The 13,044-nt window shown below is 64.6% G+C and carries 11 protein-coding genes; all 11 read right to left on the reverse strand.

From position 1 onward, the window contains the following. Positions 1-52: 52 nt before the first annotated feature. The 11 genes from RQH86_RS00470 to RQH86_RS00520 all read right to left on the reverse strand — a co-directional run bounded on the left by RQH86_RS00470 (position 53) and on the right by RQH86_RS00520 (position 12,954). Complete coding sequence (locus RQH86_RS00470; RefSeq protein WP_311239369.1) at positions 53-889, reverse strand: anti-sigma factor; 837 nt, start codon at positions 887-889, stop codon at positions 53-55. After that, positions 886-1,449 carry a sigma-70 family RNA polymerase sigma factor gene (locus tag RQH86_RS00475; protein ID WP_055845222.1) on the reverse strand — a complete coding sequence of 188 codons (564 nt, stop codon included), beginning with the start codon at positions 1,447-1,449 and terminating at the stop codon, positions 886-888. The genes RQH86_RS00470 and RQH86_RS00475 overlap by 4 nt, the downstream gene beginning before the upstream one ends. Positions 1,450-1,507: 58 nt before the next feature. Further along, complete coding sequence (locus tag RQH86_RS00480) at positions 1,508-1,873, reverse strand: hypothetical protein (protein WP_055845219.1); 366 nt, start codon at positions 1,871-1,873, stop codon at positions 1,508-1,510. An 85-nt stretch (positions 1,874-1,958) separates the two neighbouring features. Further along, on the reverse strand, positions 1,959-2,747 hold the full coding sequence (locus tag RQH86_RS00485) for a hypothetical protein (RefSeq protein WP_311239370.1): 789 nt from the start codon (positions 2,745-2,747) through the stop codon (positions 1,959-1,961). Positions 2,748-3,087: 340 nt separating this feature from the next. Beyond that, complete coding sequence (rnfB, locus tag RQH86_RS00490; protein ID WP_115553356.1) at positions 3,088-3,507, reverse strand: Rnf electron transport complex subunit RnfB; 420 nt, start codon at positions 3,505-3,507, stop codon at positions 3,088-3,090. A 6-nt stretch (positions 3,508-3,513) separates the two neighbouring features. Further along, entirely contained in the window at positions 3,514-4,098 is a 585-nt protein-coding gene (locus tag RQH86_RS00495; protein ID WP_311239371.1) for an HAD family hydrolase, read from the reverse strand. A gap of 616 nt (positions 4,099-4,714) precedes the next feature. Beyond that, positions 4,715-6,805, reverse strand: a complete 2,091-nt coding sequence (gene metG / locus RQH86_RS00500) for a methionine--tRNA ligase (RefSeq protein ID WP_311239372.1) — start codon at positions 6,803-6,805, stop codon at positions 4,715-4,717. 272 nt (positions 6,806-7,077) lie between these two features. Then, positions 7,078-7,527, reverse strand: coding sequence for a DUF2147 domain-containing protein (locus tag RQH86_RS00505; protein ID WP_311239373.1), 450 nt, complete (start codon positions 7,525-7,527; stop codon positions 7,078-7,080). 395 nt (positions 7,528-7,922) lie between these two features. Further along, the gene (locus tag RQH86_RS00510) at positions 7,923-11,507 is read right to left on the reverse strand and encodes an ABC transporter permease subunit (RefSeq protein WP_311239374.1); all 3,585 of its coding nucleotides are present in this window, start codon (positions 11,505-11,507) and stop codon (positions 7,923-7,925) included. Between the two features lie 12 nt (positions 11,508-11,519). Continuing rightward, complete coding sequence (locus RQH86_RS00515; RefSeq protein WP_311239375.1) at positions 11,520-12,413, reverse strand: ABC transporter ATP-binding protein; 894 nt, start codon at positions 12,411-12,413, stop codon at positions 11,520-11,522. A gap of 151 nt (positions 12,414-12,564) precedes the next feature. Next, complete coding sequence (locus tag RQH86_RS00520; protein WP_311239376.1) at positions 12,565-12,954, reverse strand: VOC family protein; 390 nt, start codon at positions 12,952-12,954, stop codon at positions 12,565-12,567. Positions 12,955-13,044: the final 90 nt, after the last annotated feature.

The following is a 13,044-nucleotide window of genomic DNA, read 5'->3' on the forward strand; positions in this document are numbered from 1 at the left end:
GCACCTGCTGTGCCGCGTCTTGCGGCCGCGCAGCAGGTGCTCATGCGCCCGATCAGGGCGCCATTGCCAGCGTGCTGATGCCGCCCTTGGCAACCACCGTGCCGGTGGCCACGCCACCCGGTGCACCACCCGGCGGTTCCAGCGTCACCGCCAGAATCGCCTCGTTGCTGAGCATGGGCATCAGCTGATCCGGGATCTGCGCGCGACGCGCACGCTGATCGTCGAAGATGCCCATCGAATGCGCCTTGCCGTCCGGCGTGATCAGCCACAGCTCGGGTACCTTGTCGGCCGTGGCGGTGCGATCCAGCGGCGTCACCGTGATGGTGTGCTTGTCGGCATCCATCAGCGCCACATAGCCCGGACGCCCGTCTTCGGTGGCCAGCGTGGAGGTCATTGCAATGCCGGTGGCCGGCGGTGTGGTGGCCGCAGGCGGGGTGACCGGGGTCTGTAACACCGGCGTATCGCCAACAGGCGGTACCGGTGCAGGCGGCGTGCGCAGGTTCAACAACGCGAGCACGCACACCGCAGCGGTCGCCAGGCCGCCAGCGCTGGCCCAACGCCACACGCGGACGTTGTTCCACAATGGCGCGGCCGGCTTGTCGGTGGTGGCTGCAGGCGCGGCCGATGTCACCGCACGGAGCGGTGTGTCGAAGCCAAGCGTCTGGCGCACCTGCGCCCACACTTGATCAGGCGGGGTCACGGCAGCGATTTCTTCCAGCAACGGGGCCAGAAGATCCTGCCACTGCAGCACCGCCTGGGCGAACTGGCCGTCGGTCGCGATGCGTTGTTCTGCCGCCAGACGTTCTTCTGCGCTCAGCAGGCCGAGCACGTATTCGCCGGCCAACACGTCGCGCGGCGGTTCCTGGTCGATGGGAAAGGGCGTGCTCATCGTTCCAGACATGCCTTGAGTTTGGCCAGGCCGCGACGGATCCAGCTTTTAATCGTGCCGATCGGTGTGTCGGTGCGCGCGGCGAGCTCTTCGTAGGTGATGCCTTCGAAGAACGCGGTGCGAATCAGTTCGCTGCGCGGCGGTTCGAGTTCGGCCAGGCAGTGGTCGATGCGACGACGCGTGCTGGCGCGCTCGGTGCGTTCCAGCGGAGACGCATCGCCATCGCGCAGTTCGCCGGCATCGTCCAGCGCCACGTTGCGGCGCTGTGGCGCGTTGGCACGCAGATGATCGATCGCCTTGTTGCGCGCGATCATCGCCAGCCAGGTCAGCCCGCGGGCACGGCTGGGATCGAACTGACCGGCCTTGTGCCAGATCAGCGTGAACACGTCCTGCAGCACCTCTTCGGCCTCGGCACGTTGCGGAATCATGCGCAGGCAGACCCCGAACAGCTTGGGCGAGGTCTGCCGGTACAGCGCTTCGAAGGCATGCCGGTCGCCGCCCGCAGTTGCGGTCAGCAGGCGTCCGGTTTCATCGTCGTCCTGGCCAGGAATGGCACTCATGCGATCGGGCGTTGGGTAAGGTGGGGGCGATGCTACCGGACTGTGCAGGCGCTGTCTGTCACTTGCGCAGCCACAACAGCACGGCGGCGAGCAGCAACAGGATCTCGACACCGGCAAGCGCGACGGTTGGTGCGGAAACCGGCCACAAGCGCGACAGCGAGACGCTGCGGAACAGCACGATGGGGACGTAGAACGCCAGCGCGACCAGCAGCCCGGTGCGCGGTTGATTGATCCAGGCGAAGTAACCGAACAGGAACGCCATGCCCAACTGCAGGCCGCCATAGATGACCAGATACTCCGATTGCCCGGCCGGCGACAGCTGGGTATAGCCAACCGCGTTTGCGGTCTTGGCCGGCGACAGCGTGCACCAGATCGCCAGGACGACGTAGAGCACTGCGTTGAGCCAGAGATAAGCTTTTGCCATGGAGGTGCTCCTGTACGGGGAATGGATGCCCGGGCCGTTGTACGCAACGGCGCGTGGTCGAACGTGAAAATGGCGCGGGCCTGGCTCACGACGCGTTGCAGCTCTTGGTCAGCGGCTGCTCGCGTGCCTGGCGCAGGTCGTCCGCGCTGGCAGCACGCGCAGCGGTGTCCGCAAACACGATGCGCACGCGCGGGTAGCGCCCTTGCGCATCGCGCAGATTGCCCACGCCGCGGAACTCGAGCAGGCGTTTGTTGGCGATGGAGTAACGCACCTCCAGCGATGGCACTGCTGCGCCATACCAGGCATCGAGCGAAATGCGGAAGCGACGTTGGCCGGCGCTGTCGTCGAGACGTTCGACCCGGAACGCCAACTGCCGTTGCAGGCTGGGCAGCACAAAGTCCACCCGTTGCGATGCGCTGGCCAGTGCCTCCCAGTGGCTGCGCAGATAGGCATCGAAACCGGCATCGATCACACGCTCGTCCTTGCCGCCCGGTAATGCCGTGCTGCGTTCGGGTTTACCGGGCTGTTGCTGGAACATCTCGCGCACGCCGTTGCGCGTGCGCACGCCTTCGCGGTAGCCATCGCGCCCATCGATCAGGCTGAAGTCGGGCGAGCTGCTGCCGCCATCGACCTGTTTGCGTGCGAACGGTTGCCCATTCGGGCAGCGGTACAGCACCAGCCGCCCGCCACCGTCGAGCAGCCAGTGCGATTCGCGGTAGCGCAGGGCGCCCTTGTCGGCATCGAAGACGTCGCCATCCACCCGCGTGACCGCCACCGCGTTGAGCGGCACGCTGCCCAGCACCAGCAGCAACAATGGCGGAATCGGCCGGCAGCGGAGTGCCAGCGCAGCAACGACAGCAGCAAATGGGCGCATCGGCCGATTCCTCGATGGGAGTGCCTACTCATACGGGCGCCGCCGCAGCATGGATGCGCCGGCGGCGTCAGGACGTTCCTGACGGAATGTAGGACCCGGTCGGGCGGGCTGGTGGTTTGGGCGGTGCCGCGATGCCGGGCGTTGCGCGTGGAACCTGCCTGCGATCACGCCGCAAGACCGCGCCATTCTTGCGGCGTGCATTCGGGTGCCTGGCACATCGCGGCACGCGTGTCATCGGTTGAGCGCTTGCGCGCGGCAGCTGCAGAGCCACCTGCGACAGTTGTGGCATCCAGCGCCGGCCGTGCTGGGCTGGCGGTGCAGCGGCTTTGGCTTGCGGCGCCTAGCCGATGACGTGCAACTCGATGCAATCCACCGGGCACGCCGGCAGGCACAACTCGCAGCCGGTGCACAACGGCGCGATCACCGTATGCATGTGTTTGGCCCCGCCGACGATCGCATCCACCGGACAGGCCTGGATGCATTTGGTGCAGCCGATGCAATCGGCCTCCACGATCCAGGCGACTTGTTGTGGTTTGTGCGCGCCGCGGCTGCGATCGAACGGGCGCGCCGGTACCTCCAACACCTGCGCCAGGGCCCGCGCGCCCGCATCGCCGCCGGGCGGGCAGTGGTCGACACCGGCGAGCCCGTCGGCCATGGCCTGCGCATAGGGGCGGCAGCCGTCGTAGCCGCATTGACCGCATTGGGTCTGCGGCAGCAGGCGGTCGAGCCGTTCGACCAACGTGGGCGCGGTGTCGGGCATGCGCGCTCAGTGCACCGGATTGCCGCGATACCAGCGCTGGTGCGCCAGTGCCAGCATCGGCGTGTCTTCGCGGCTGTCGCCGTAGGCATGCACGCATGCGTACTGCGACAGATCGTAGCGTGCGCGAATCTGCGCGGCCTTGTGCGGGCCGCAATCGCCGTCGGCATAGCGCCCGCTCAGGCGGCCGTCGCTGTGCTCCAGCCGATTGCAGATCAGCGATAGCCCGTGCTGGGTGCACCACGGCTGCAGATACAGATCCACCGACGCCAATACCACCTCGTGCCCTTGCGCCTGATGCCAGTCGATGCGCTGCATCATCTCTGCACGCAGGACGCCCGGCAGTGCGCTGCGCGCGTAGTCCACGCCGTGTGCGGTCATTTCATCCAGCGTGCGCCCGCTGAAGACAATGCGGGTCACACGTGCACGCAACGCCGCAGCGGACACCAGGCCCAGCCGATAACCCAGCACCCACGGACCGACCTGCCACTTTGCCGACGCCAACTGCGCGGGCGTCGCGACCTTGCGCAGAAAGCGCGCATAGGTATCGCAGGTGGTGACGGTGTGGTCGAAGTCGAACAGGGCCAGGTGCATGGGGTGCTGGGATTGGGGAGTTGGGATTCGGGATGGGGTGAGGGCGCGGTGACTGGTTGTTCTCCTCCCCCGCATGCGGGGGAGGTGCTACTCAGCGTTGATCTATCTCCCTTCTCCCGCATGCAGGAAAGGGGCTGCTCCATCTCTGATCTAACTCCTTCTCCCGCGCGCGGGAGAAGGTGCCCCGCAGGGGCGGATGAGGGAACGGACGGAGCCACGTGCAAGTGCAACGGTACCAGGGCTTCGTCACGTACCCTCACCCCGACCCCTCTCCCGGCGGGAGAGGGGCTGCTCCAGCGTTGATCTAACTCCTTCTCCCGCGCGCGGGAGAAGGTGCCCCGCAGGGGCGGATGAGGGGACAGATGGAGCCACGTGCAAGTGCAACGGTACCAAGGCTTCGCCACGTACCCTCACCCCAACCCCTCTCCCGGCGGGAGAGGGGCTGCTCCAGCGTTGATCTAACTCCTTCTTCCGCGCGCGGGAGAAGGTGCCCCGCAGGGGCGGATGAGGGGACGCGCCAAGCACTCGTGTCAGGTCTCCCTCAACAATCAGCTCTGGCTTCTACTGATCCCGAATCCCGAATCCCGAATCCCAAGCCAGACTTCCCACTCCCGCTTCACCTGACAGGCATACCCGGCTGGGCGCCGCTATCGGCATCCAGCAGCGCCAGCGCGCCGCCGTCGAAGCCGGCCGACAGGATCATGCCTTCGCTGATGCCGAAACGCATCTTCCGCGGGGCCAGGTTGGCGATGAACACCACGCTGCGGCCGACGAGTGTTTCCGGTTCGCCGTAGCTGCCGCGAATGCCCGAAAAGATCTGCCGCTTGCCCAACTCGCCGGCATCCAGTTCGAAGCGCAGCAGCTTGTCCGAGCCTTCCACGAACTCGCACACCAGCACCTTGCCGATGCGCAGATCGAGCTTGGCGAAATCGTCGATGCCAATAAGCCCTGGATTCGAGACGGAGGCGGGGGGATTGGCCGGCGTAGTTGCTTTTGCATCGGTCTTGGCCACCGTTGCATTGCTGGCGTTGGTCGCAGCCGGAGCCGCAGGTGCGGCCATGGTGTCTTTTGAAGCGTCGGTCATGGCGTCGATCTGTTTGGGGTCGATACGGGTGAACAGGGCGGTGTAGGGCTGGATCGTGTGCGCCGTGAGCGGGCGCTGCACATCGTCCCAACTGGTCATGGGCGCCGACAAAAAGGCCTCGGCTTCGGCGCAGGTGCGCGGCAGGATCGGCTTAAGGCCAGCGACCAGGATGCGGAACAGGTTCAGGCCCTGGGTGCAGACCGATTGCAGCTGCGCATCGGCGCCGTCCTGCTTGGCGATCACCCACGGCTTGGTGTCGTCGATGTACTTGTTGGCCTCGTCGGCCAGCGCCATGGTCTGGCGGATCGCGCTGGCTGCATCGTTGCGCTCATACGCCTCGCGGATCGGCGCCAACGCGGCGACGAAGCGGTCGTACTGCGCCGGATCGGGCAGCGCGTCGGCCAGCTTGCCGTCGAAGCGCTTACCGATGAAGCCGGCACAGCGGCTGGCCAGGTTGACGAATTTGCCGACCAGATCGGCATTCACCCGTGCGATGAAATCGCCCAGGTTGAGGTCCAGATCGTCCACGCCACCGGAGGATTTGGCCGCGAAGTAATAACGCAGCGCCTCCGGCTCCAGGCCGACATCCAGGAAGGTCCGCGCCATCACGAAAGTGCCGCGTGACTTGGACATCTTGGCGCCGTCCACGGTCAGATAGCCGTTGACGTGCAGGCGCGTGGGCGCGCGATGGCCGGTGCCGTGCAGCACCGCCGGCCAGAACAGGCCGTGGAAATTGACGATGTCCTTGCCGATGAAATGATGCAGCTCGGTCTGCGTGCCGGCCACCAGATGCGCGTCGAAGTCTTCGCCCATCTGCGCGCACAGCGTCTTGAAGCTGCACAGGTAGCCGATCGGCGCATCCAGCCACACGTAGAAATACTTGCCCGGCTGGCCGGGAATCTGGAAGCCGAAATACGGCGCATCGCGCGAAATGTCCCACGCGCGCAGGCCGCCTTCGGCATCCAGCCATTCCTTGAGCTTGGCCTTGACGCCCGGCAGCGCGACATCGCCGGCCAGCCACTCACGCAGGAAGCCATCGAAATGGCCCACCTCGAAGAAGAAATGCTCCGAATCGCGCAGCTCCGGCGTGGCGCCGGAGATCACCGATTTGGGCTCCTTCAGCTCGGTTGGCGCGTAGGTGGCACCGCACACTTCGCAGTTGTCGCCGTACTGATCGGCGCTGCCGCAGTTGGGGCAGATCCCCTTGATGTAGCGGTCCGGCAGGAACATGCCCTTGGCCGGGTCGTAGAACTGCGCCACCGAGCGCCGGCTGATATGGCCGGCTGCTTCCAGCTTGTTGTAGAAGGCTTCGGTGAGCTCGCGATTGACCGGCGAATTGGTCGAATCGTAATGATCGAAGGTCACCCCGAACGCGGCGAAATCGCGCTCATGGCTGGCCTGGATATTGGCGATGAAGGCTTCCGGGGTGACGCCGGCCTTCTCGGCCGCGAGCATGATCGGTGTGCCGTGGGTGTCGTCGGCGCAGACAAACCAGGTCTTGTCGCCGCGCAACCGGCGCGCGCGCACCCAGATATCGGCCTGGATATAACCGACCAGGTGGCCAAGATGCAGCGGACCGTTGGCATACGGGAGAGCGGTGGTGACAAGTGCGGTGCGGGTCATGGCAGGCGTGATGCGGGGGACACGCGATTATCGCATTAGTCGGGAAAGGGGCGGGAATGGGGAATTGGGAATGGGGAATCGGTTGAAGCAGGCCAGGTTTGTCGCGCTGTTGATGTGCGCAGGCTAGTCGCCGGCTGTGGGGGCGCAATGACGGTCACCTTTGCGTGTCAGGTCTTCTCGCCTGCCGGTACTCCGGGTCCGCAAAAAAGGCGCCCCGAAGGACGCCCGCTCTTGCGATTCCCGATTCCCTATTCCCTATTCCCTATTCCCGGCTACTCACGCACCCAGGTCTGCGTACGGCCCAGCGCTTCGATGCCGACGTAGCCGCGCATCTGCAGCTTCTTGCCGCCTTCGGTCAGGGTGATCTTGGCCTTGTAGGTCTTGCCCTTGGCCGGGTCCAGCACCGAGCCGCCACCCCACACGGCGGTGCCGTCGGCCTTGAGGCCCCACAGGATGGTCATGCCCTTGATCGGCTTGCCTTTCAGCGCACCGTCGCACTTGTCGCACATCGGATTGGGGCCATTGTTGGACTGCAGGATCTCGACCACCTTGCCGCTCAACGTGCCGTTGGAGGCCTGTTCGATCTGCACCACCGACTTGGGCTTGCCGGTCTCGTCGTCGATGGTCTTCCAGCGACCCACCGGCGAATCGGACGCCTGGGCCAGCAGCGAAGCGGCCGCCAGCGGCAGGGCCACCATCAGGGTCTTGAAGGTCTTGCGCATGATTCCCCTCCCAGGGATTGCTGTGGCCGCCGTCGGCGGCCTGATGGCGAATGTATACCGTGGGGTATGGTGGCGGAAAGCCGCACTGCGGGATGCGTTCATGCCGCGCGGCTGCGGTGTCGTCGCCGAGCCGCTCCACTGAGAACGCCGGCTGCACAGGCTGACCGCTTGCGCGCCGGCGCCGAGTCGGCAAACCCCGTCGTGCGGCGCGCGTGGTCCGACATCCGGGAGCACGGGCGAACGCAGTCTGCTCGATACGACTGAGTCGACGATGCGCGCAGGGCGCGTCGTCAGGTCGGCTGTCGCGGAATCATTCGGCTCGCTTGCAGTCGTTGGCTGTACTCGTCGCCGGTCCTGGCCGAGCAGCGAGCAGCGGCCAGTGACCGCGATTGCCGCTATTGCAGCGACACCCGCTTGCGATTGTCGTCCGGCACCCGGTCGATCAGCTTGTTGTCGGGATCGAAGCCGGCTTCGATGGGTAGGGCGTCGACGGTCAGGGTGAAGCTGGGCGTGGCGCTGGTGACGTGCTGCCGCTGCAGCGCCAGTACCGGCGCGTTCTTGCCTGTGGGCAGACCGTAGATCCCGACTTCGATCCAGTCGTCCATCGGCACCGCATGCTCCTTGCCGCGGCCATCGGCCTGCAACTTGGCCGCCTGCGCCTGCACGGTCACGTCGAAGCGTCCATCCGGGCGCTTGCGGGCCTGTGCGCTAACCACACGGTTGTCGTAGAAGGTGATCTTTTCGAACAAGTCGGTGATCATTCCCTGCTGGTCCGGGCGGGCCTCGGCACGAATCGCCTGCAGCAGCTCGGCCGAGGTGGTGTACGGCGGTTGCTGAAACGCCTTGGCCTGCAGGAAACGTTGCAACGCGCGATTGAGCGCCTGCTCGCCGAGTTCTTCGCGCAGGCGGTAGAACGCCAGCGACCCCTTGCGGTAGTGGATGTATTGCTGGTTCTCCACCCGGTACAACGGAAGTTCTTCGACGATCTCGCCGCCGCGGCCCTCCAGATAACGGTCCAGTTCGTACTTGAGGAACCGGCGCATGTGCGCACGCCCGTACTCGCGCTCCATCACCATCAGCGCCGAGTACTGCGCCAGCGATTCGGACAACATCGTGGCGCCCTGCACATTCGCACCGATCACCTGATGCGCCCACCACTGGTGCGCCACTTCATGCGCGGTGACGTAGAACACGTAGTCGATGTCGTCCTTGTCGCGCAGGTCGGCGATGAAACCGACCGATTCGGAATAAGGAATGGTATTGGCGAACGACTGCGCAAACCCCGCATAGCCCGGAAACTCGATGATGCGCACCTGGTGATGCTGGTACGGGGTGAAATTGGCCTCGTCATAGGCCAGCGATTTCTGCACGCTCTCGATCATGCGTTGCACGTTGTACGGGTGCTTGGGGTCGTAATAGATCTCGATCGGAATCTGTTTGTAGTAGGCCTTGCGCACCTGCCAGCGCGCCGACAGGTAGGCATAGAAGTTCAGCATCGGGCGATCCATTACATAGCGGAAGCAGCGCCTGCCAGCCTGCTGGAACTCTTTCTGCAGATAGCCCGGTGCCAGCGCAATCTGGTCCGGTGCGGTGCAGATGGTGCTGGCAAAGCTGAGCCAGTCGGCATCGTTGCTGACATAGGTGTTGGCGCGTGCGGCCTGGTCTTCCAATTTAGGCATGCGCGTGGGCTCACCCAGACCACGCTTGCGGCGATCGTTGCGGTCGGTGATCTCGTTTTGGCTGTTGTAGCCGAACCAGGGCAATAACTGACTATTGAAGAAGCTGCCGTTGGCGACCAGATCGGTCTGTGCCTGCCCGGCGGTAATGCCATGCGGGTGCTGGTCCACGCGGAAGCGGAACACGCGCTCTTGGCCTGGTTGCAGCGGGCGCTGCAACCGGTAGATGCGGTAGCCGGCCGCACGATCGTGGGTGATCAGCGTCTGCCCGCCCAGATCCACGTTGACCAGGCTTCGGTCGCCAGCGCGTCCCTGCATGCCGATATGCACTTCGCTGATTGGCGCGCGATGGGAATTGCGCACGGTCCAGGTGGCATCAATCACCACCGATTGCGTTTCCGGATGCAGGTCGACGTGGTTATCCACGGCAATGATGCGCGGCTGCAGCAGGTCCCTGTACTTGCTGTAATCACGCTCGTAGCGCGCTTGCAGGTCTAGCTGCTGCTCCGGCGACAGGAAACTGTTGTAGACGTTGGTGTTCCAGTACAGCCAGCCGCCGATCGCCGCAAAGCCAAGCAGGCTGACCGCCAATGCCACGCCGGTCGCGCCGCGCAAGCGCTGCAGTGCCAGGCGCACCCGCTGACGCAGTCCATGGCCGACGCCGCGTGGCCACAACGCCGAGGACAGAAGCAACAAGGCCAGCAGGAACACGCCCCAATAGCCTTGAAACCACAACTGCCCGGGCAGGAAATGGCCGAAGCCATTCATGTCCGAATACGGAGCGTTGGGCCAGCCTCCGAAGTTGTATAGATTCTGGGTGTAATCGAGCAGCGACAACGCCGATTGCCCGATCAATACCAGCATCAGCAATGCGTAGCCGACGAACTTGTTGTTGCTCAGTACCTGCAGCACCAGGGCCATGCCGCCCATCAGCACATACAGCACCGAGCCAAGCGCCAGGGTCTTGAGATACAGCAGTGGCTCGATCGTGGTGTAGCCGCGGCCAAATTGCAGCGCGATCGAGGTCAACGCGCCGGCGAGCTGGAAGCTGGCGATCACTGCCAGCAAGGCCACAAACTTGCCAAGCAGGGGAACCCAGTCCGGCACCGGCATGGCATCAGTGATGCCGTCGATGCGGTTGCTGCGTTCTTTCCACACCAGTTCGCCGGCATAGAACAGCACCACGATGATCAGCAGAAAGCTGTAGCTGTTCTGCAGTGCTTGCAGCATCAACGAGGTGACCGGTAGCACGGCGGTACCGTAAATGCGCGCATTGAACAGGGCGGTCGGGATGAAGTTGGCCAGGCCCAGGATCAGCAGCACCACGAACGGCGCGCTGCGCAGCACGCGGAGCGTATCGAAACGGATCTGGCGCAGCAGTTGCTGAAAAGCGGTGGTAGCCGCGAAGGCGGGTGTCACGGCGAGGCGGGTGGTGGTGATGCGCACGCTGGCTGCCTGTGCGCTGGTGGATGCAGCAGGCGCCGCGCCGCGTCGACGACGCGTGCCGCTGCGTTCGGTGCGGAACAGTGCGAAGGTCGCAGTGAACAACAGCCCGCTCATACCCAGCCACAGGGCGCGATTGGCGAGCAGGTAACCGGTCAACGGAGGGAGCTGCAGGTTGCGTTGTTCGGCCGACCAATAGCGCAACGTCTGCGACAGTGCGCGGATGCCGAGGGGGTCGGCCAGGGTGCCGATCCAGACGTTGTCCAGATCGGCCAGCAGCGCACGGCTCACGCCATACAACACAAAAAACACGATGACGCCGATGTAGACCCACAGGATGCTGCGTGTGGTCACCGCCAGCACCGACAGCAGCGCGGTGGTGAAGAGCAGGTTGGGCAGTACCACCACCAGCAGCGACCACAGGTATGGCAGCAGCGCGACTGGCCCCAGCCGCGCCTGGTCGATCCACGGCATGAACTGCGCCACGAACATGCCCAGCGCGATCACCAGATACATCACCGTGCCGGCGATCAGTGCCGCACCGATGCGGCCGGCCAGGTAATCGCGGCGGCGCACCGGTGTGGAAAACACCAGCTCCGCAGTGCCCAGCTCGAAATCGCGCAGCAACGCGTTGCTGACGAACAAGGCAGCCACCAGCAGACCGAGCAGACTGAAGATCGCCAGTACGCTGGCAATGACGGTCGGCGCGTTGCGCAGCACATTGCCGATGCCACCACCAATCTGCACGGCATCGCTGGAGAGTGCGGCGAAGGCCAGCAATGCGTATAGCGCGGCCAGCAACCACAAAAAGGGCGAGCGCAGTTGTTCGCGCAGCTCGAAGCGCAGGAACGCCAGGATCATCGCGGCGCTCCGTCAGGCAGCCAGCGCTTGCTTGCGCAGGCGCTGGAAATAGACATCCTCAAGATCGGGTGCGACCTGTTCGAAACCCGGCTCCGGGCAGTCGGCGCTGAACACATGGATCACCGGATGGCCGGCAATCAGGCGCGTGGACAACACGGTGAAGCGCGCTTCGTAATCGGGCAAGGCGTTCTTGCTGACCTGTTTGCGCCAGACCTGCTGGTTGAGCATGTTGATCGCATCGGCCGGCTTCCCGGTCAGCAACACCTGCCCCTTGTTCATGATGGCCATCGTCGGACACAGGTCGGTGACGTCTTCGACGATGTGGGTGGACAGGATCACCACCACGTTCTCACCGATTTCGGCCAGCAGGTTCAAAAAACGGTTGCGCTCTTCCGGGTCCAGCCCGGCAGTGGGCTCGTCGACGATCACCAGTTGCGGGTTGCCCAGCAGCGCCTGCGCGATACCGAAGCGCTGGCGCATGCCGCCGGAGTAGGTGCCGAGCTTGCGCTTGCGCGCGTCCCACAGATTGACCTGTTGCAGCAAACGTTCGACCACCTCCTTGCGCTGTGCACGGTTGGTCAGCCCTTTGAGCACCGCAAAGTGATCGAGCATGTCCAGCGCACTGACTTTCGGATACACGCCGAAATCCTGCGGCAGATAGCCCAGTCGGCGGCGCAACGCGTCCTTGTCCCTGAGCACGTCGATGCTGCTGCCGTCGGCGCAGCCGAGGCTGACGCTGCCGGCATCGGGTTCCTGCAACGTGGCCAGCGTGCGCATCAAGGACGACTTGCCGGCCCCGTTGGGGCCAAGCAATCCGAACATACCGCGAGGAATATCCAGCGTGACGCCTTGCAATGCATGCACGCCGTTGGCGTAGGTCTTGGACAACGCACGAATCTGCAGCATGGACGTTCCTGTGTCCCGGGATGCTTAGATCTTCATTGCGTTGCTGCGGCGCCGCATCGGCCGGAAGTCATGTGGAGGATCGATTAGCGAAGCGCCGCTGAGTGGATGTCGAACCGGTGCCCGTCGAGCCGATGCCCGGCGTGGTGGTTCCTCAGCCGATCTCGTACAGCTCCAGCGGCAGATCGTCCGGATCGGCGAAGAAGGTGAAACGCCGGCCGGTGTATTCGTCGATGCGGATGTCTTCGGTGATGACGCCATGGGCGTTGAGATGCGCCACCGCGCTATCCAGGTCTTCTACGCGAAAGGCCAGGTGACGCAGGCCGCGTGCTTCCGGGCGGCTGGGGCGCAGCGGTGCGTTGGGGAACGAGAACAGCTCGATCTGGCCGCCGTCGGGCAGCGCGAGATCCAGCTTCCAAGAATCGCGTGCCTGGCGGTAATGCTCGTCGAGCACGCGCAAGCCCAGGATCTGGCAATAAAACTGTTTCGAAAGCGCGTAGTCGCCCGCGATGATCGCCACATGGTGGATGCCGGCCAATTTCATGCTGCGCTCCGCTGCCATACCGACAGATCGTATTGCTGGCTGCGATCAACCCCCGTCACCGCTTCGCGCAGATCCAGCGCGCGGCGGTGT

Origin of the sequence: Xanthomonas sp. WCS2018Noco2-27, assembly GCF_031843525.1 — a bacterium.
Taxonomy (GTDB): domain Bacteria; phylum Pseudomonadota; class Gammaproteobacteria; order Xanthomonadales; family Xanthomonadaceae; genus Xanthomonas.

Coding starts and splice junctions, on each gene's coding strand:
- RQH86_RS00485 (WP_311239370.1), bottom strand. CDS start 2,747: ATGCGCCCATTTGCTGCTGTCGTTGCTGCGCTGGCACTCCGCTGCCGG.
- metG (WP_311239372.1), bottom strand. CDS start 6,805: ATGACCCGCACCGCACTTGTCACCACCGCTCTCCCGTATGCCAACGGT.
- RQH86_RS00510 (WP_311239374.1), bottom strand. CDS start 11,507: ATGATCCTGGCGTTCCTGCGCTTCGAGCTGCGCGAACAACTGCGCTCG.
- rnfB (WP_115553356.1), bottom strand. CDS start 3,507: ATGCCCGACACCGCGCCCACGTTGGTCGAACGGCTCGACCGCCTGCTG.
- RQH86_RS00470 (WP_311239369.1), bottom strand. CDS start 889: ATGAGCACGCCCTTTCCCATCGACCAGGAACCGCCGCGCGACGTGTTG.
- RQH86_RS00505 (WP_311239373.1), bottom strand. CDS start 7,527: ATGCGCAAGACCTTCAAGACCCTGATGGTGGCCCTGCCGCTGGCGGCC.
- RQH86_RS00480 (WP_055845219.1), bottom strand. CDS start 1,873: ATGGCAAAAGCTTATCTCTGGCTCAACGCAGTGCTCTACGTCGTCCTG.
- RQH86_RS00515 (WP_311239375.1), bottom strand. CDS start 12,413: ATGCTGCAGATTCGTGCGTTGTCCAAGACCTACGCCAACGGCGTGCAT.
- RQH86_RS00520 (WP_311239376.1), bottom strand. CDS start 12,954: ATGAAATTGGCCGGCATCCACCATGTGGCGATCATCGCGGGCGACTAC.
- RQH86_RS00475 (WP_055845222.1), bottom strand. CDS start 1,449: ATGAGTGCCATTCCTGGCCAGGACGACGATGAAACCGGACGCCTGCTG.
- RQH86_RS00495 (WP_311239371.1), bottom strand. CDS start 4,098: ATGCACCTGGCCCTGTTCGACTTCGACCACACCGTCACCACCTGCGAT.